Consider the following 18,431-nt stretch of genomic DNA (forward strand, 5'->3'; position numbering starts at 1 on the left):
GACGTACGCACCCGACAGGAGACCCGCATGACGTACGTACCGAAGGGCAGCGCGGCCGAGGGCCCGTACGCCCTCGCCGTCGATCCCGCGCGCGCGGGCTGGACCTACTCCAGTCTGCGCGTCGTCGAACTGCCGCCCGGCGGGTTGCACTCCTTCGCCACCGGGGAGAGTGAATGGATCGTGCTCCCGCTGACCGGCGGCTGTACGGTGCACGCGGAGGGCGAGATCATCGAACTCCTGGGCCGGGAGAGCGTGTTCAGCGGAGCGAGTGACTTCGCTTACGTTCCCCGCGATACCCACATCCAGATCGCCTCCGGCGTGGGAGGCCGCTTCGCCCTGGCAGGAGCGAAGTGCGAGCGCCGACTCCCCGCCCGCTACGGCCCCGCGCCGGAGGTCCCCGTCGAGCACCGCGGCAGCGGCACCTGCGCCCGCCAGGTGCGCAACTTCGCCGCCGCGGACACGTTCGCGTGCGACCGGCTGATCGCCGTGGAGGTCATCACGCCCGGCGGCAACTGGTCCTCGTACCCGCCGCACAAGCACGACGAGCACCGGCCCGGCGTCGAGGCCGAGCTGGAGGAGATCTACTACTTCGAGATCGAGGGCGGCTCCGGCTTCGGCTACCAGCGGGTCTTCCCCTCCCGCGAGGGCGGCACCGACGTGCTCGCCGAAGTGCGCTCGGGCGATGCGGTCCTCGTGCCCGACGGCTGGCACGGCCCGTCCATCGCCCAGCCGGGCCACGCCATGTACTACCTGAACGTCATGGCGGGCCCCGGCGACGAGCGGGAATGGAAGATCTGCTTCCACCCTGACCACACGGAGGGATACCGATGAGCGGCACGGTCCGGCTCACCACCGCCCAGGCCCTGGTGCGCTTCCTGGCCCGGCAGTTCACCGAGCGGGACGGCGTCCGACAGCGCCTCATCGGCGCGACCTGGGGCATCTTCGGCCACGGCAACGTCGCCGGGCTCGGCCAGGCCCTGGTGGAGCACGCCGACGAGATGCCCTTCCACCAGGGGCGCAACGAGCAGGCCATGGTGCACGCGGCCGTCGGCCACGCCCGGCAGTCGGGGCGCCTGACGACCCACGCCGTCACCACCTCCATCGGCCCCGGCGCCACCAACCTCGTCACGGGCGCCGCCCTCGCGACCATCAACCACCTGCCCGTCCTGCTGCTGCCCGGCGACGTCTTCGCGAGCCGCCCGGCCGACCCGGTGCTCCAGCAGCTCGAAGTGCCGTACGCGGGCGACGTGTCCGTGAACGACTGTCTGCGCCCGGTGTCGGCGTACTTCGACCGCGTCACCCGGCCCGAGGCGCTGGTCCCCGCCGCGCTCCAGGCGATGCGGGTGCTCACCGACCCGGTCGCCACGGGCGCGGTGACGCTCGCGCTGCCCCAGGACGTGCAGGCGGAGGCCTTCGACTGGCCGGCGGAGTTCTTCGCCGAGCGCGTCTGGCCGGTGCGCCGCCAGGCCCCCGACCCCGCGGAGGTGGAGGCCGCGGCGCGGGCCGTGCGCGCCGCCGCGCGGCCCCTGGTCGTCGCGGGCGGGGGAGTGCACCACAGCGCCGCCGAGGACGCCCTGCGCGCCTTCGCCGACGCCACCGGCATCCCGGTGGCGTCCACGCAGGCGGGCAAGGGCTCCCTGCGCCACGACCACCCGGCGGACGTCGGCGGCATCGGCCACACCGGCACCGCCACGGCCGACGCACTCGCCCGCGGCGCCGACCTGGTGATCGGCGTCGGCACCCGCTACACGGACTTCACCACCGCGTCCGGCACGCTCTTCGCCGCGGACGGCGTGCGCTTCGTGAACCTCAACGTGGCGCCGTTCGACGCCCACAAGATGGCGGGCGCGACCGTGGTCGCCGACGCCCGCGCGGCCCTGGAGGCGCTGACCCGGGCGCTCGCGGGCCACCGCGCCGACCCGGCGTACGTGTCCGCGTACACGGACGACAAGGAGCGCTGGGAGCGGCGCGTCGACGCCGCGTACGCGGCCGACGAGCCCGCCGCGCGCCCCACCCAGACGCAGGTCCTCGGCCTGCTCGACGCGCTGGTCACCGACGAGGACGTCGTCATCAACGCGGCGGGCTCGCTCCCCGGCGACCTGCACAAGCTGTGGCGGGCCCGCTCGCCGCGCCAGTACCACGTCGAGTACGGCTACTCCTGCATGGGCTACGAGATCCCGGCGGCGATCGGCGTGTCCCTGGCCGCGCCCGAGCGGCCCGTGTGGGCGCTGGTCGGCGACGGCACGTATCTGATGATGCCCACCGAGATCGTCACGGCGGTGCAGGAGGACATCCCCATCAAGGTCGTCATCCTGCAGAACCACGGCTACGCCTCCATCGGGGGCCTCTCGGAGTCCGTCGGCGGCGAGCGCTTCGGCACGGACTACCGCTACCGGGCGCCCGACGGCACGTACACGGGCGGCCCGCTGCCCGTGGACCTCGCCGCCAACGCGGCCTCGCTGGGGCTGCCCGTGACGCGGGCGAGGACCGTGGCCGAGCTGCGCGCGGCCCTGCGCGAAGCACGCGAAGCGGACGGCCCCACATGTGTCTACGTGGAGACGGAAACGGCAGACACAGTGTCGGGCCCGCCCCCGGCGCAGGCGTGGTGGGATGTGCCCGTGGCCGAGACCGCGACCCGCCCGTCGGCGGTCAAGGCCCGCGAGGAGTACGACCGGCACGTGTCCGCCCGGCGCCGCCACCTGTGAAGGGAATCCCGGCATGACCAGCATGACGAAGACCGTCGACCATTGGATCGGTGGCAAGAGCGTCGAGGGGACCTCCGGCACGTACGGCCCGGTCACCGATCCGGCGACCGGCGCCGTGACCACCCGCGTCGCCTTCGCCGGCGTGGACGAGGTGGACGCGGCGGTGGCCGCCGCCAAGGCCGCGTACGCGACCTGGGGCCAGTCCTCGCTGGCGCAGCGCACGTCCGTCCTCTTCAAGTTCCGCGCGCTGCTCGACGCGCACCGCGACGAGATCGCCGAGCTGATCACCGCCGAGCACGGCAAGGTGCACGCGGACGCGCTCGGCGAGGTCGCGCGCGGCCTGGAGGTCGTCGACCTGGCGTGCGGCATCAACGTGCAGCTCAAGGGCGAGCTGTCCACGCAGGTCGCCAGCCGCGTGGACGTCTCCTCGATCCGCCAGCCGCTGGGCGTCGTCGCGGGCATCACGCCCTTCAACTTCCCGGCGATGGTGCCGATGTGGATGTTCCCGCTCGCCATCGCGTGCGGCAACACCTTCGTCCTGAAGCCCAGCGAGAAGGACCCGTCGGCCGCGATGCGGGTGGCGGAGCTGCTCGCCGAGGCGGGCCTGCCGGACGGCGTGTTCAACGTGGTGCACGGCGACAAGGTGGCCGTGGACCGGCTCCTGGAGCACCCGGACGTGGCCGCGGTGTCCTTCGTGGGCTCGACCCCGATCGCCCGCTACATCCACACCACGGCCTCCGCGAACGGCAAGCGCGTCCAGGCCCTCGGCGGTGCCAAGAACCACATGCTGGTCCTTCCGGACGCCGACCTGGACGCGGCGGCCGACGCCGCCGTCTCGGCCGCGTACGGCTCCGCGGGCGAGCGCTGCATGGCCATCTCGGCCGTCGTCGCGGTCGGTTCGGTCGGCGACGAGCTCGTCGCGAAGATCAAGGAGCGCGCCGAGAAGATCAAGATCGGGCCCGGCAACGACCCGGCCTCGGAGATGGGCCCGCTCATCACGGCCGCGCACCGCGACAAGGTGGCGTCGTACGTGACGGGCGCCGCCGCGCAGGGCTGCGAGGTCGTCCTGGACGGCACCGGCTACACCGTGGCGGGCCACGAGGACGGCCACTGGATCGGCCTGTCCCTGCTCGACCGGGTGCCCGTCACGGCGGACGCGTACAAGGACGAGATCTTCGGCCCCGTCCTGTGCGTGCTGCGCGTCGACACCTACGAGGAGGGCCTGGCGCTCATCAACGCCTCGCCGTTCGGCAACGGCACGGCGATCTTCACCCGGGACGGCGGCGCCGCGCGCCGCTTCCAGCTGGAGGTCGAGGCGGGCATGGTCGGCGTGAACGTGCCGATCCCGGTGCCGGTGGGCTACCACTCCTTCGGTGGCTGGAAGGACTCCCTCTTCGGCGACCACCACATCTACGGCAACGACGGCACGCACTTCTACACCCGCGGCAAGGTCGTCACCACCCGCTGGCCGGACCCCTCGGACGCCCCGGCGGGCGTGGACCTGGGGTTCCCGCGCAATCACTGACAGCTCCACCCCACCGAACGAAGCCGTCCGCCCTGCGGACGGCTTCGTTCCTTTTTTCGCCGATCAGCTGCGGTTCCCGCACGGAGGGGATGAAAGGGGTGAGAAAGGCTTGCGTGCAATTCGACCTTGCTATCAAAGGTCAGCAAGGCGAACATCTGGCTAATTGCCATCTATAGTCGCCAACGTCTGCGATTCATTGGCCAGTTGAAGATCGTCAGGGCTGCGGATTCCGTAGGTATCCGGCCATTGACGTTTTCCTGACGCGGGGATTCCATGACGCTCTGCCGCCCCCCTTGGTACGAGCCGATCGGAATCGCCGCATGACCGAAACGCTGCACACGCCGCCGCAGTCCGCGGCCGCCCCCGCGGCGGCGGGAGCCCCCGAGAACCCGGCTGCTCCCCGCAAGCTGAAGCGGTCCATCGGCGTCGTCGGCGGCACCCTGCTCACGCTGTCCTGCGTGACGCCCGCGTCCACCCTGTTCGTGGTCGTGCCCGACCTGTTCTCCTCGCTCGGCACCGCCACCACCCTCACCATCGCGATCGGCGCGCTGCTCTGCGTGGGCGTCGCCTTCTGCTACTCCGAGCTCGGCACGCTGATCCCCAGCGCGGGCGGCGAGTACGCGATGGTCTCCACGATGGCCGGACGGCTCGCGGGCTGGCTCGTGTTCGTGCTCTCGCTGCTCGTCGTGATGATCGTGCCGCCCGTGATCGCCATGGGCACGGCCGACTACCTCGCGCCCCTGGTCAGGATCGAACCCGCCCACGCGGGCGCGGGCGTCATGCTCCTCGCCACCCTCGCGGGCCTGCTCGACCTGCGGGCCAACGCCTGGATCACCGGGATCTTCCTGGTCCTCGAAGTGGTCGCGGCCGCCGTCGTGGCCGTCCTCGGCTTCGCCCACGCCGAGCGCGGCGCGGGCAGCCTCGTCGACCTCACCGTGGCGAGCGGCTCCGGAGACGGCACCGAGACCGTCACCGCGATGCTGATCGTCTCCGGGCTCGCCATCGCGCTCTTCGTCACCCAGGGCTTCTCCACGGCCGTCTACCTCTCCGAGGAGATGGAGAACCCGCGCCGCAACGTGGCCCGCACCGTGCTGCTCACCCTCGGCATCTCGGCGGTCGTCCTGCTGGTGCCCGTCGCCGCGATCACCCTGGGGGCACCGGACCTGGCCGCCCTCACCGGCGGCGACATCGGCGCGATGGTCACCGCCTGGTCCAGCTCCGGCGTCGGCACCTTCATCAGCCTCTGCGTGGCCCTCGCCATCATCAACGCCGGCATCGTCATGGTCATCCAGAACTCCCGCGTCCTGTTCGCCTCCGCGCGCGACAAGGCCTGGCCCGAGCCCGTCAACGCGGTCCTGTCCCGGCTCGGCGGCCGCTTCGGCTCCCCGTGGGTCGCCACGCTCCTGGTCGGCGTGCCCGGCGCCGCGCTCTGCTTCGTGAACCTCGACACCCTGTACGGCGTCACCGGTGTGTCCGTGACCGGCATGTACCTGCTCGTCGCGGTGGCGGCCCTGCTCGCCCGCAGGGGCAGCCACGGGGCCGCTCCCGCGTGGCGGATGCCGCTGTGGCCCGGCATCCCGGTGGTGCTCATCGCGGTCCTCGCGTACGTGCTCAGCCAGCAGGAGGCGCGGTACCTCCTGTGGACCGGCGGCATCGTGGCCGTCGCGACGGTGTACTGGGCCTGCTACCTGCGGCCGCGGGCGGCCACGCGCTGGCTGGTGACAGTGCCGGAGTAGCCCTGGCGGGCGGCACCCGGCCCTTTCGGCGCTCCGCGCCTCGTCCTCAAACGCCGGACGGGCTGGATCTGTCGCCGGTTGCGGCAGGGTTTTCAGCCTCTCCGGCGTTTGAGGAGCGGGGGTCTGGGGGCGGAGCCCCCAGGAAGCGGGAAGGGGCGCCCGCGCGCGGAGCGCGCTAATGAACACAGCGGGGCGCCCCGCGAGGGCTACGGGCCTGCCAACAGGTCCCGGTCCTTGAAGCCGCTGGACGTGGAGACGCACACCACGGGCCCCTCCACGGCCTCGGCCCCGGAGCGGCCGAGCTGTCGCAGGCCCGCGAGCCCCGCCGCCGCGGACACCTCCGCCCAGACCCCGCCCCGCGCCAGCTCCGCCCGCGCGGCCACCAGCTCCTCGTCGGTCACGAGCAGCGCCGCGCCCCCGCTCCCGCGCAGCGCGAGCACGCCCCGGTAGCCGCCCACCGGGCAGTCGATGGCGTACGCGGCGGTCTCCCCGACGGGGACGTGTGCCGCGGGCGCCCCCTCGCGCACGGCGGCCGCCAGGGGCCCGCCCGCGGCGGGCTCGCAGGAGTACAGGCGCGGCACCCGCTCCCCGTACCCGAGCCGCACCAGCTCGGCGAACCCCTTCCAGACGCCGAACAGCATCTCCCCGTACCCGGTCGGCACGAACACCGCGCCCGGGAGGGTGCCGAGTTCGTCGTGGATCTCGTAGGCGATCGTCTTGTAGCCCTCGGGCCCGAACCCGTGTCCGGTGTGCGCGGCGGACGTGAGGTTGCTGACGGGGTGGTAGCCGGTCCGCTCGACGATGCGGCGCAGCAGCGGCCACCGCTCGTCGGCGGGCACGTGCAGCACGGTGGCGCCGTACGCGCGCAGGAACGCGTCGACGGCGGGCGGCGCGTCCGGCGAGGTGAGGACCGTGCACGGAAGACCGGCCCGGGCGGCGTACGCGGCCGCCGACGCGCCGTGGTTGCCGGAGGAGGCGACGACGACACCGGGGGCACCGACGCCGACGGCCGCGCTCACCGTGATCCGGTTGAGCCGGTCCTTGTGGCTCCAGGTCGGATTGCGGGACTCGTCCTTGACCCACACGCCGTCCTCCAGGGGGAGCAGCGGCGTGCCGCCCTCGGCGAGGGAGGGGGCGCGCAGCGGCGGAAGGAGCGGCGCCCAGCGCTCGTGCCCGCGCGGCCTTGCGGCGGCCGCCCCGGGCGTGAAGAAGCCGTCGGGGACCTGGTCGTAGGCGTAGTCGACCTCTACGGGGTACGCGACGTCGGCGGTGCTCGTGACCGGGCAGCCCGCCGTGAGCGGCGGCCAGAGCGGGAAGCGGACGGAAGGGTCACCCAGCGAACGCTGGCCGACGGCAAGGGATGTCATGGGTCAGCAGCGTAGGCACCCCTGACACGCGGCCGCGTACCACGGTGGACGTACGCGGGCCGGGGGCCGTACTCCCCGGGGAGACAGCGGGGTTCCGCCCGGCGGCTGCATCGGTTGTCGGTGACCGCCCGTACCGTTGACGCATGGATCTACGACTGCCCCGGGCCGGAGCCTGGAAGGCGGCGCTGCGCGCGCCGCGGCGGACGGCCGCCGCCGCGGCGGCGGTTGTGGTGCTCGCGGGCGCGGGCACGTGGACGGCGCTCGCGTCCGACGAGGCACCCGCGGTCCGCCGCACGGACCAGACGCTCGCCATGGACCGTGGCCAGGGGCAGGAGGTGCGGATCGACACCTCGTACTTCACCGCGGGCGACCCCGGCGCCAAGCGCCCCGCCGTGCTCGTCGGGCACGGCTTCGGCGGCAGCAAGGACGACGTGCGCGAGCAGGCCGAGCGCCTGGCCCGCGACGGGTACGCGGTCCTGACGTGGTCCGCGCGCGGCTTCGGCAGGTCCACCGGACGCATCGGGCTCAACGACCCGAAGGGCGAGGTCGCCGACGTGTCGCGGCTCGTCGACTGGCTGGCCAAGCGCCCCGAGGTCCGCCTCGACAAGGCCGGCGACCCGCGCGTGGGCGTCACGGGCGCCTCGTACGGGGGCGCGGTATCGCTCCTCGCGGCCGGGCACGACGACCGGATCGACGCCGTCGCCCCGCTGATGACGTACTGGAACCTGGCGGACGCCCTGTTCCCGAAGGACGTCTTCAAGAAGCAGTGGGCCGGGATGTTCCTGAGCGCGGGCGGCGGCTGCGACAAGTTCGAGCCGAAGCTGTGCGCGATGTACGAGCGCGTGGCGGTCGCGGGCAAGCCCGACGCGCGGGCGCGCGAGCTGCTCGCGGGGCGCAGCCCGGCCGCCGTCGGCGACCGCATCAAGGTGCCCGCCCTGATCGTGCAGGGCCAGCGGGACTCGCTGTTCCCGCTCGACCAGGCCGACGCGATGGCCAGGGCGATCCGCGGCAACCACGCGCCCGTGGCGGTCGACTGGACGGCGGGCGGCCACGACGGCGGCGACCAGGAGACCGACCGGGTAGCGGGCCGGGTCACGCGGTGGTTCGACCGCTATCTCAAGGACGACAAGGGCGCCGACACGGGCCCCGCCTTCCGCGTCACCCGCACCGGAGGCATCGACTCCACGGACGGCGCGGCGACGCTGCGCGGCGCGAGCGCCGACCGCTACCCGGGGCTCGGCGGCGGTGTGCGCGAGGTCCCGCTCACCGGGCGCCCGCAGACCTTCGACAACCCCGCGGGCGCCGCGCCGCCCGCCGTCTCGGGGCTGCCGGGCCTCGGCGGCGGGGGCGACGGCCTGAGCCGCCTGTCCTCGCTGGGCGTCGGCGTCTCCCTGGACTTCCCCGGGCAGTACGCCGCGTTCGAGTCGAAGCCGCTCACCGAGGACCTGCGGATCACCGGCGCCCCCGCCGTGCGGGTGCGGGTGAAGTCCGACAGCGCGGACACGGTGCTCTTCGGCAAGGTCTACGACGTGGGGCCCGGCGGCGGCCGCCAGCAGGTGCTGCCCGCGCAGCTCGTCGCCCCGGTGCGGATCGGCGGCGCCGTGGACGGCAGGACCCTCGACCTGAGGCTGCCCGCCGTCGACCACGAGCTGAAGAAGGGCCACCGGCTGCGCCTGGTGTTCGCCGCCACCGACCTGGGCTACGCCTCACCGGCCGAACCGGCCGCGTACACGGTGGCGTTGAAGAGCGGCCTGAAGGTCCCGACCGCCCCCGGCGTGGACACGGCCGCGGCCCCGCTGCCCGCCTGGGTGTGGTGGCGGCCGCCGGCCGGCGCGGCCGTGGCGGCCGCCCTGCTCCTGGTCGGCCGCCGACGCGTCACGGCGCCCGCGCCCGACCCGGGCCTCGCCGACGTGCCGCTCCAGATCACCGGCCTCAGCAAGCGGTACGCGAAGTCCACCGAGCGGTACGCGGTCCGCGAGCTGTCCTTCCGCGTCGAGAAGGGCCAGGTCCTCGGCCTCCTCGGGCCGAACGGCGCGGGCAAGACCACCACCCTGCGCATGCTGATGGGCCTCATCCGCCCCGACGCGGGCGAGATCCGCGTCTTCGGGCAGGCCATCCGGCCCGGCGCGCCCGTCCTGTCCCGGGTCGGCGCCTTCGTCGAGGGCGCCGGCTTCCTGCCGCACCTGTCCGGCCGGGAGAACCTGGAGCTGTACTGGCGCGCCACCGGCCGCCCCGCCGGGGACGCGCACCTGGACGAGGCCCTGGAGATCGCCGGGCTCGGCGACGCCCTCGCCCGCGCCGTGCGGACGTACTCCCAGGGCATGCGCCAGCGCCTCGCCATCGCCCAGGCCATGCTGGGCCTGCCGGACCTGCTGATCCTGGACGAGCCGACGAACGGCCTCGACCCGCCCCAGATCCGCGAGATGCGCGAGGTGATGATCCGGTACGCGGCGGGCGGCCGCACGGTCATCGTCTCCAGCCACCTGCTCGCCGAGGTCGAGCAGTCCTGCACGCACCTGGTCGTCATGGACCGGGGCCGCCTCGTGCAGGCGGGCCCGGTCGACGAGATCGTCGGCTCCGGGGACACGCTCCTGGTGGGCCTCGCGGCGGACATCCCCGACCCGCTCGTCGAGAAGGTGGCCTCGCTTCCGGGCGTGGCGTCGGCGGCCCGCACCGAAGGCGGGCTCCTGGTGCGGCTCGACGGCGGCCCGGCGGCCACGGGGGCGGCACTCCTGCCCGAACTGGTCCGCCTGGAGGTGCCCGTGGAGGCGCTCGGCCCGCACCGGCGCCTGGAAGACGCGTTCTTGACACTGATCGGAGGAGGTGCGGCGTGACGGCCCCACAGGACACGACGGCGGCCCCGGACGGGCCCCGGGCGGCGGCGACCGGGGGACCCCGGGAGACCGGCACGGCGGCGGCCGAGGGCCCCGGGGAGACCGGCTCGGCGGCGACTGAAGGGCTTCGGGACGCCGGTACGGCCACCGCGCCCGGCTACCGCCCGGGCCGCACGCTGCCGCTGCGCGTCGAGGCCGTCCGCCAGCTCAAGCGGCGGCGCACGCTCGTCATGGGCGGCGTCCTCGCCCTGCTGCCCCTCGTGCTGCTCCTCGCGTTCGCGATCGCCGGTTCGCCGGGCGGCCGCAACGACCGGGTGACGCTGATGGACACGGCCACGGCCTCGGGCGTCAACTTCGCGGCGACGTGCCTGTTCGTGTCGGCCGGGTTCCTGCTCGTCATCCCCGTCGCGCTGTTCTGCGGGGACACCGTGGCCTCCGAGGCGGGCTGGTCGAGCCTGCGCTATCTGCTCGCCGCGCCCGTGCCCCGGGCCCGGCTGCTGTGGTCCAAGCTGGCGGTGGGGCTCGGCCTGAGCGCCGCCGCGATCGCGCTGCTCCCGGTGGTGGCGCTCGCCGTCGGCACGATGGCGTACGGCTGGGGGCCGCTGGAGATCCCGACCGGCGGCGTCCTCGAACCCGGTACGGCCGCGCGGCGCCTCGCCGTCGTCGTCGCCTACGTCTTCGCGTCCCAGCTGGTCACCGCGGGCCTCGCGTTCTGGCTCTCCACGAAGACGGACGCGCCGCTCGGCGCGGTCGGCGGCGCGGTCGGCCTGACGATCGCGGGCAACGTCCTGGACGCGGTGACCGCGCTCGGCGGCTGGCGCGACTTCCTGCCCGCCCACTGGCAGTTCGCCTGGGCGGACGTCTTCCAGCCGACCCCGGAGTGGTCGGGCATGCTCCAGGGCACCGCCGTCTCGGTGACGTACGCGCTGGTGCTCTTCGCCCTCGCGTTCCGCGGGTTCGCGCACAAGGACGTGGTGTCCTAGCGCCTCCCCGATGGTCCGGCACGGCGTCGCGGACCCGTCGGGCAGGCCCTAGCGCCCGCCCGCACCGCACAGTTCGCGTTCCGCCCGCACCGGATCGTTCGGGAAGCGGAACGCCGTGCGCTCCAGGGCGCCGCCGACGTTGCGCAGGAAGCGCCCCGCGGTGAGCGGCTCCCGGGTGGCCGCGCGGAGTTCGGCCAGCGGGCCGCAGGCCAGGGCGCGGCGGGCGGCGGCCACCCGCGCCGGGTCCATGCCGGGCGGCAGGTCGCCGGTGCCCCGGTCGGCGACGATCCACTCGTCGGGGAGCCGCTTGTCGTGGCCCACGCGCGCGTGGGCGATGCGCTCGGAGTGGGCGGCCAGCGGGTAGGCGAGCCCGATGGGGTCGAGCGCCGCGCCGTCGAGGGGGACGACGGTGCCGTTGAGGCCGAGCGTCGCGTAGGCGCCGGCCACGGAGGGCGCCGCGCCCTCGACCCGGGTGCGGGCCAGGAACAGCGTGGGCGCCCCGGCGTGCGCGGCGTCCCGCACCTCACGCGCGTATGCGGCGTTGCCCCGGAACCCGGCGAAGGTGTGCCGCAGGGGGTGCGCGGCCGCGTTCTGCCGCACGTACACGCCGCGCTCGTCCGCGATGCCGCGCGGCCCGATCAGGCCCTCGTACGGAACGCGCAGCGACGCCGCGCAGACCAGCGCCCACGCCCCGACGCCGGCCGCCGTGAGGGCCCACGCGCGCGTGGCGGGCACCACGAACACCGGCAGGACCAGCAGGAGGAGCCCCGGCAGGAACATCCGGGCGTGCATGAAGTCCCCGCCGACCTTGATGACGTACGCCCAGCACAGGACCCCCGCGACGACGGGCGCGAGCGCGGGCACCAAGGGCACCGCGCGCACCGGCGTCAGCGGCGGCACCGGCCGGCCGCCGCGCCGCGCGGGCACCACGGCGGCCAGCACGAACAGGGCGGGCAGCCACAGCAGGTACGGCCCGGCGAAGTCCGCGAGGTAGGCGGCCCCGCGCCCCCACAGGCTGGACGAGGCCTCCTTGGTGACGCCGGGCAACGGCATGAGGTGTCCGTAGTAGCCCATCCGGAAGACCTCGTAGGCGACGGGCAGGGCGCCCGCGGCGGCCGCCCCGGCGAGCGCGGCGCGGCGCGAGGGGCGCGCGCTCAGCCACTGCGCGCCGAGGAACACGGCGGACACCAGGGCGAGATCGGGCCGCACCAGCGGACCGAGCCCGAGGACGAACGCGGTGGCCAGCGCGCGCGGACGGGTCACGAGCAGCAGCCAGGCGCCCGCGATCCAGCACGTGGCGAGGCCCGTCTCCAGGCCGGAGGTGGCGAAGTCCCACACGGGCGGCAGTGCGAGCGGCACCAGGGCGCCGAGCGGCAGGAGGGGGCCGCCGGACACCCCCGTGTGCAGGCGCGCCGCGCCCCACGCGGCGAGCGCGAACCCGGCCGCCGTGAGCAGCAGCCCGCCGTACACCGCGGCCGTCACCACGTCGGCGCCCGGCAGCCCCGCGAGCACGAGCAGCCACTGCCACAGCGTGCCCGTCGAGGACTCGGCGCGCTCGCCCACGTTGAACACCGGCCCGTGCCCCGCGAGCACCTGCCGGACCGTCCGGACGTAGATGTGCCCGTCGTCGGACATCCAGCGCCGCTGGTACCCGGCCCAGACGACGGCGAGCGCGGGCAGCAGACACATGACGACCCGGAAGGGCTGCCGGGACCGGAGGGGAGGGTGCATGGATGTCATGCACGGTACTTCGGCGCAGGTCAGCGAGGCCTTAAGGGGCGGGCCCGGGGCACCCGGCGAGAGTCAGGACCCGTGCGGGCAGTCCTGTCACGCCTTGGGGATGTCGAAGTACCGGGTGAGCCCCGCTGCCAGCGCCACGTCCCCCACGACCTTGAGCTTGCGGGTCATGAAGAGCGTGACGGGATGCGCGTTGCCGGACACCAGCTTCAGGAACTCCGCGTCGCCCATCACCAGCGTGACCCGCGGCTCCGCGGCCGAGCCCCCCTCGCGCACCACGCAGGCGCCCTCCGCGATGTCCGTCTCGTACACCGCGTCCCCGACGCCCCCGCTCCCGGTGACCTGCCAGCGGATCAGCGCCTTCAGGGAGCCCGCGGACTCCGGCCTGAACTGCTGCTCCATGCGCGTGAACACCTCCCGCAGGACGCGGGCGCGCAGCGGGGCGTCCGTGGCGATCTCGGTGAGCTCCTTGCCGGAGAGGCCCTTGACGATCCGCGCGAACTCAGCGGGCGTCACACTGGCGAAGTCGAGCCCCGCGATTCCCCCGGCCTTGTCCGTCCCCATCGCAAGCTCCTTACCACGAAGTAAACTTACTGAAAGGTAAGGTAGAGCCGGGGCGAGGAGGCTGACAAGAGTGGGTGGCACGCCACAGGAGCGCAGGCGGCGCGTTCCGCGCAAGGAGCGCGAGCAGCAGATGATCGACGTGGCGGTCCAGGTCTTCGCCAAGCGGGGCTACCACGCCGCGTCGGTCGACGAGATCGCCGAACTGGCCGGGATCTCCAAGCCGATGGTGTACCTCTACCTCGAATCCAAGGAAGGCCTGTTCCTGGCCTGTCTGCGGCGGGAGGCCGACCGGCTGGTCGCGGCGTTCCAGGGAGCGGCTCGGGAGGCGACCGCGAGCGGCCCCGGCGGCACCCAGGACCGGGGCGCGCGGTCGGGCGCGGCGAAGCCCCAGGGCGCCCCCGAAGTGCGCCTGCACGCCGGGCTCCTGGCCTTCTTCTCCTTCGTCGCCGAACACCGCGACAGCTGGGTGGTGCTCCACCGGCAGGCGTCGGAGCTGAGCGAGACCATCGCGGCCGCCGTCGCCGACGCGCGCCGCGCGGTGATGGCACAGGTCGCGGAGCTCGTCCGGGCCGGCATCGAGGAGAGCGCGACCCCCTCGCAACTCTCCGAAAGGGACGCCGATTTCGTGGCCCACGCCCTGGTGGGCGCCGCCGACTCGCTCACCGACTGGATGGTCCGCAACCCGGACCAGTCGCCGGAGGGCGTCACCCTGCGCCTGATGAACATGGTCTGGGTCGGGATGGGGCGGGTCCTGGAGGGGGAGGTCTGGATCCCGGCCCGCGACTGACGCCCGCGCCGCCTGGAACGCCACCCCTCCCGTCCGCTCCCCGGAGTTCCGCACGGCCCATTGAAATTCCGCTACGCATCGGTAAGTTGACTGAAAAGTAAGTACGCGGCGCACGCACGCCGCGCAACAACCGCACTCGTACCGCGCACGTCGCGCAACAACCCGCACTCGTACCGCACGCACCCGAATCCGCACCACGGACACGTACCGGGAGCCGTCATGGGCGTACGCAAGGACTTGAAGAAGGCGCGGCGTCACCCCGGGCTCGCCGGGCGTGCCGAGGTCGACCTCGTCCGGGACGAGCGCGGCGTGGTGTGCGAGGCCCGCGCCCCCGCCCTCGTCCCGGCGGCCACGCACGGCAGCACGGCCGACATCCCCTTCACCAACGCCGCCGAGGCCCCCGACGCCGTCGTGCTGCGCCGCAAGGAGGCGGGCCGGTGGCGGCCCGTGACGGCCGCCGCCTTCGCCCGCGAGGTCACCGCGGCCGCGAAGGGCCTGATCGCGGCGGGGCTCCTACCGGGCGGCAGGGTCGCCCTGATGTCCCGTACGCGCTACGAGTGGGCGGTGCTTGACTTCGCCGTCTGGGCGGCGGGCGGCCAGTCCGTGCCCGTCTACCCGACGTCGTCGGCCGCGCAGATCGAGTGGATCGTACGGGACTCCGGCGCGAGCCTGCTCTTCGCCGAGTCCCCGGCGAACGCCGCGACGGCACGGGACGCCGTCGCGGGCCTGGACGCGCCCCCGACCGTCCGGACGATCGACGACGGCGCGGTCCTCGAACTCGCCGAGCGGGGGCAGACGGTGAGCGACGAGGAGGTCACCAAGCGGCGCGCGGCGCTCACGCCCGACACCATCGCCACTCTCTGCTACACCTCCGGCACCACGGGGCGTCCCAAGGGCTGCGTCCTCACCCACGGCAATCTGCACGCCGAGGCGGCCAACACCGTCGACCTGCTCCACCCGGTCTTCAAGGCGATCACCGGCCAGCGGGCCGCCACGCTGCTCTTCCTGCCGCTCGCCCACATCCTGGGCCGCAGCATCCAGATCGCCTGCATGCTCGCCCGCATCGAACTCGGCCACTGTCCGAGCATCAAGCCGGACGAGCTGCGGCCCGAACTGCGCGCGTTCAGGCCGACGTTCGTGGTCGGGGTGCCGTACCTCTTCGAGAAGATCCACGACACCGGGCGCGCGACCGCCGAACGCATCGGCCGGGGCGCCTCCTTCGACCGCGCGGAGCGGGTCGGCGTGCGTTTCGCCGAGGCCTATCTGAACGGGTTCCTCGGCACCGGACCCGGCCCGTCCGTCGGACTCCGCGCCGCCTGGGCGCTGTACGACCTGCTCGTCTACCGGCGCATCCGCAAGGAGGTCGGCGGCCGTCTGCGCTACGCCATCAGCGGCGGCTCCCCGCTCGACCGACAGCTCAACCTGTTCTTCTACGCCGCCGGAATCGTCATCTACGAAGGCTACGGTCTCACCGAGACCACCGCGGCCGCCACGATCATCCCGCCGCTGCGCCCGCGCCCCGGAACCGTCGGCCTGCCGGTGCCCGGCACCGCCGTGCGCATCGCGGACGACGGCGAGGTGCTCATCAAGGGCGGCATCGTCTTCACCTCGTACTGGAACGACCGGGACGCCACCGACGCCGTCCTCACCGGCGACTGGTTCGCCACCGGCGACCTGGGCGCCCTCGACGAGGACGGTTACCTCACCATCACCGGCCGCAAGAAGGACATCATCGTCACCAGCGGCGGCAAGAACGTCTCGCCCGCCGTCCTGGAGGACCGGCTGCGCGGCCGGGCCCTCGTCGGCCAGTGCCTCGTCGTCGGCGACAACCGCTCCTACGTGGGCGCGCTCATCACCCTCGACCCGGAGGCCGTGGCGCACTGGCTGGCCGTCCGCAAGCGCCCCGCGGACACGCCCTTGGCCGAGCTGCGCCGCGACCCGAAGCTCCTCGCGGACCTCCAGAAGGCCGTGGACCACGCCAACGAGGCGGTGTCGCGCGCAGAGTCCATCCGCCGCTTCGCGGTCGTGGAGGGGGAGTTCAGCGAGGAGAACGGCCTGCTCACCCCGTCCCTGAAGATCAAGCGACGGGCCGTGGAGCAGGCGTACGCGCAGCAGATCGAGGCGCTCTACCGTGGCTGAGCGCCCTGCCGGGGCTGAGTGTCCTACTGGAGCTGAGCGCCCTGCCGGGGCCGAGCGTCAGGGCGCGTCCGGCTCCTCGCACGACTCCTCCAGATAGGTGCGCGCGACGGCGCTCGCGCGCGCGGACCAGGCGGCGATCACGTCGATCTCCTCCGGCGTGAAGTCGTCGAACAGCGCCATCAGGCGCGCGTAGTACGGCTCGTAGATCTCCCGCACGCGCGCGGACGCGGCCGGTACGGCGACGACGCGCACCCGGCGCCGGTCGGCGGGGTCGGGGCGCCGGGTCACGAACCCGCCGCGCTCCAGGCGGTTGAGGATGCCCGTCACCGCGCCCGTCGTGACGTGCGCGCGGGTGGCCAGTTCACCCGCGGTGACCGCGTCGTCCCCGGCCTGGAGGACGTACGCGAAGCAGATCAGGTCCGTGACGGACAGGCCGAGGTTGCGTGCGAACTCCTGCTGCCCGATGACGCTCGTCGCGACGAGGTCGTCCACCGCGGCGACCACGTCCTGCGCGGACGCGCTGGGGTGGCGCTTGCCCTCCATTGAAATCCCTTAGTACGTAAGATAAATTGCTTACTCGCTAAGGCATCATACGTCCGGTGCCGGGGCGCGGCCAGGCCGTGCCCCGGCGGGCACGGGGAGGGCGCGACACGTGAGTACGCACGACGACGGCCACACGATCGCCGGCTGGACCGGCTGCGCGGTCGGCACGGTGGGGGCGCTGATCGCGGGAGTGGGCATCACCGGCTGGCGCCCCGGCATCTGGCTGGGGCTCGGCGTGATGGCCCTCGCGGTGTTCGTCACCTGGTTCCTGCACCTGGCGGGCTGGGGCAAGGGGCCGGGCCCGAGGCCGGCGTCCCAGCGGCCCATGAGGCTGCGCGACAGCACGGCGCGCGCGGGCCACCCGGGCTGCGTAGGCTGCCGTCTGGCGGGCCGCCGGGGCGTGGCTCCTGGCGCGGCGGTGGCGCCCTCCCGGCGGGAGAGCGAGGACGAGGTGGCGACCCCGGTCGCGTGACGGGGGGTCCGGCCCGGTGGCCGCGCCGGTGAGCGCGCGTTCGTGCCGCGGGGCCCCGGCCCGGTGGCCGCGCGGGTGAGTACGCGTACTCATGCCGGGGGCGGGCCGCCGGGCCACAGTGGTGCTCGCCGAACCGGACCGAGCCCAAGGACCCGCGATGCCGCCTGCCTCCCGCCCTCGCCGCCGCCTGCGCCGCCTGCTCGCGCTCGCCACGGACACCTGGCTCGCGCGGGCCTACCTCCTGGTGGTCGCGGCGGCGCTGACGTTCTTCCTGGGGGCCTGGTACGTCGGCCCTGACCCCGGGCTCGCCGGGTTCTACCCGTTCCTCGCCACGGCACCGCTCGGCGTCCTCGCCCTGCTGGCGTCGCTGCCCGCCGAGCAGTCCTCACTCACCTGGCTCGCCCCGTCGATCTTCGCCGTCGGTACGGCGGTGGCGGGGCTCTGCAACGCGGCGCTGCTCGGCAGGCTGGCGCACGGACGAGGGGCGCGGGGGCCGCGCCCGGCGTGACGGGGGCTTTGCGGGGGCTGGGCGGGGCCTGAGGGGGCTGGCCGTGCGGGTCCAGCCGGGTGCGGGGTCGACCGGTACGGGGACCGGCCGTGCGGCAGCCGGGCCGTGGGCGCGCCCAGGGTGCAGGCCCGCGCGCAGGCCCGCGGTGCGGCCCGCAGCGAAAAGGCCTTCCCGAAGGAAGGCCGATGAGGTGCGCCCCCGGCAGGACTCGAACCTGCGGCCAAGTGCTTAGAAGGCACCTGCTCTATCCACTGAGCTACGGGGGCCGGGTGGTGGCCGGTGGCCTGGAGCCCGGTGTGGGGCCGGTCCGTGACCTTGCCGGGGACAAGGATAGGGCTCCCGGGTCCTTGTCCCTGGTGCTTCACCTCCGCACCGTGATGTGGAGGTTCGGTGAAGCGGTCCTGATAATCGCAGGCAGGTGCGAATCTCGCAGCGCTTTTGGCGCCTGGCGCCCCGGGTGTTGTGCACTCGTTATGCCTGTGTCCCACTCGTCCCTTCCGTCACGTGTGTCCGATCGGCGCGCAGGCGTGC

At 74.0% G+C, this 18,431-nt stretch carries 14 protein-coding genes and 1 tRNA gene; 10 read left to right on the forward strand and 5 right to left on the reverse strand.

All coding sequences use genetic code 11. The features are described from left to right. The first annotated feature begins 27 nt into the window (after positions 1–27). The 4 genes from iolB (at position 28) to AC5WAM_RS26175 (ending at position 5,966) form a co-directional block, all read left to right on the forward strand. Entirely contained in the window at positions 28–831 is an 804-nt protein-coding gene (gene iolB, locus AC5WAM_RS26160; protein WP_366792666.1) for a 5-deoxy-glucuronate isomerase, read from the forward strand. Beyond that, positions 828–2,705, forward strand: coding sequence for a 3D-(3,5/4)-trihydroxycyclohexane-1,2-dione acylhydrolase (decyclizing) (iolD, locus tag AC5WAM_RS26165; protein ID WP_366792665.1), 1,878 nt, complete (start codon positions 828–830; stop codon positions 2,703–2,705). Before iolB ends, iolD begins: the two co-directional genes overlap by 4 nt. Before the next feature lie 22 nt (positions 2,706–2,727). Then, on the forward strand, positions 2,728–4,230 hold the full coding sequence (gene mmsA, locus AC5WAM_RS26170) for a CoA-acylating methylmalonate-semialdehyde dehydrogenase (protein WP_495523654.1): 1,503 nt from the start codon (positions 2,728–2,730) through the stop codon (positions 4,228–4,230). 320 nt (positions 4,231–4,550) lie between these two features. Then, positions 4,551–5,966: an APC family permease gene (locus AC5WAM_RS26175; protein ID WP_366792664.1), complete on the forward strand. Its 1,416-nt coding sequence runs from the start codon at positions 4,551–4,553 to the stop codon at positions 5,964–5,966. Positions 5,967–6,172: 206 nt separating this feature from the next. Here AC5WAM_RS26175 and AC5WAM_RS26180 read toward each other — a convergent pair whose 3' ends face one another. Further along, positions 6,173–7,333 carry a threonine synthase gene (locus AC5WAM_RS26180; RefSeq protein ID WP_495518982.1) on the reverse strand — a complete coding sequence of 387 codons (1,161 nt, stop codon included), beginning with the start codon at positions 7,331–7,333 and terminating at the stop codon, positions 6,173–6,175. 143 nt (positions 7,334–7,476) lie between these two features. On the opposite strand from AC5WAM_RS26180, the gene AC5WAM_RS26185 reads away from it, so the two are divergent. Together AC5WAM_RS26185 and AC5WAM_RS26190 are read left to right on the forward strand one after the other, a co-directional pair. Further along, entirely contained in the window at positions 7,477–10,167 is a 2,691-nt protein-coding gene (locus AC5WAM_RS26185; RefSeq protein ID WP_495518983.1) for an alpha/beta fold hydrolase, read from the forward strand. Between the two features lie 176 nt (positions 10,168–10,343). After that, entirely contained in the window at positions 10,344–11,150 is an 807-nt protein-coding gene (locus AC5WAM_RS26190) for an ABC transporter permease (protein WP_366790542.1), read from the forward strand. Positions 11,151–11,198: 48 nt separating this feature from the next. Here the strand turns inward: AC5WAM_RS26190 and AC5WAM_RS26195 are convergent, their stop codons facing one another. Then, a complete protein-coding gene (locus tag AC5WAM_RS26195) occupies positions 11,199–12,881 on the reverse strand; it encodes an arabinofuranosyltransferase AftB family protein (RefSeq protein WP_495518984.1) in 1,683 nt (560 codons plus the stop codon). A gap of 96 nt (positions 12,882–12,977) precedes the next feature. Continuing rightward, a complete protein-coding gene (locus AC5WAM_RS26200) occupies positions 12,978–13,451 on the reverse strand; it encodes an SCP2 sterol-binding domain-containing protein (protein ID WP_495518985.1) in 474 nt (157 codons plus the stop codon). Between the two features lie 130 nt (positions 13,452–13,581). Between AC5WAM_RS26200 and AC5WAM_RS26205 the strand changes: the two genes are divergently transcribed. Both AC5WAM_RS26205 and AC5WAM_RS26210 read left to right on the forward strand, forming a co-directional pair. Next, positions 13,582–14,238 carry a TetR/AcrR family transcriptional regulator gene (locus tag AC5WAM_RS26205; RefSeq protein WP_366790543.1) on the forward strand — a complete coding sequence of 219 codons (657 nt, stop codon included), beginning with the start codon at positions 13,582–13,584 and terminating at the stop codon, positions 14,236–14,238. Between the two features lie 219 nt (positions 14,239–14,457). Then, a complete protein-coding gene (locus AC5WAM_RS26210) occupies positions 14,458–16,377 on the forward strand; it encodes an AMP-dependent synthetase/ligase (protein WP_495518986.1) in 1,920 nt (639 codons plus the stop codon). Between the two features lie 57 nt (positions 16,378–16,434). On the opposite strand, the gene AC5WAM_RS26215 is transcribed toward AC5WAM_RS26210, so the two are convergent. Further along, positions 16,435–16,920, reverse strand: coding sequence for a MarR family transcriptional regulator (locus AC5WAM_RS26215; RefSeq protein WP_366790389.1), 486 nt, complete (start codon positions 16,918–16,920; stop codon positions 16,435–16,437). A gap of 109 nt (positions 16,921–17,029) precedes the next feature. Between AC5WAM_RS26215 and AC5WAM_RS26220 the strand changes: the two genes are divergently transcribed. Both AC5WAM_RS26220 and AC5WAM_RS26225 read left to right on the forward strand, forming a co-directional pair. Further along, the gene (locus tag AC5WAM_RS26220) at positions 17,030–17,392 is read left to right on the forward strand and encodes an HGxxPAAW family protein (protein ID WP_495518987.1); all 363 of its coding nucleotides are present in this window, start codon (positions 17,030–17,032) and stop codon (positions 17,390–17,392) included. A 157-nt stretch (positions 17,393–17,549) separates the two neighbouring features. Continuing rightward, the gene (locus AC5WAM_RS26225; RefSeq protein ID WP_366790391.1) at positions 17,550–17,900 is read left to right on the forward strand and encodes an SCO4225 family membrane protein; all 351 of its coding nucleotides are present in this window, start codon (positions 17,550–17,552) and stop codon (positions 17,898–17,900) included. 193 nt (positions 17,901–18,093) lie between these two features. Here AC5WAM_RS26225 and AC5WAM_RS26230 read toward each other — a convergent pair. After that, positions 18,094–18,166, reverse strand: a tRNA-Arg gene (locus AC5WAM_RS26230). Positions 18,167–18,431: the final 265 nt, after the last annotated feature.

Source organism: Streptomyces sp. JLYT201, from assembly GCF_059448825.1.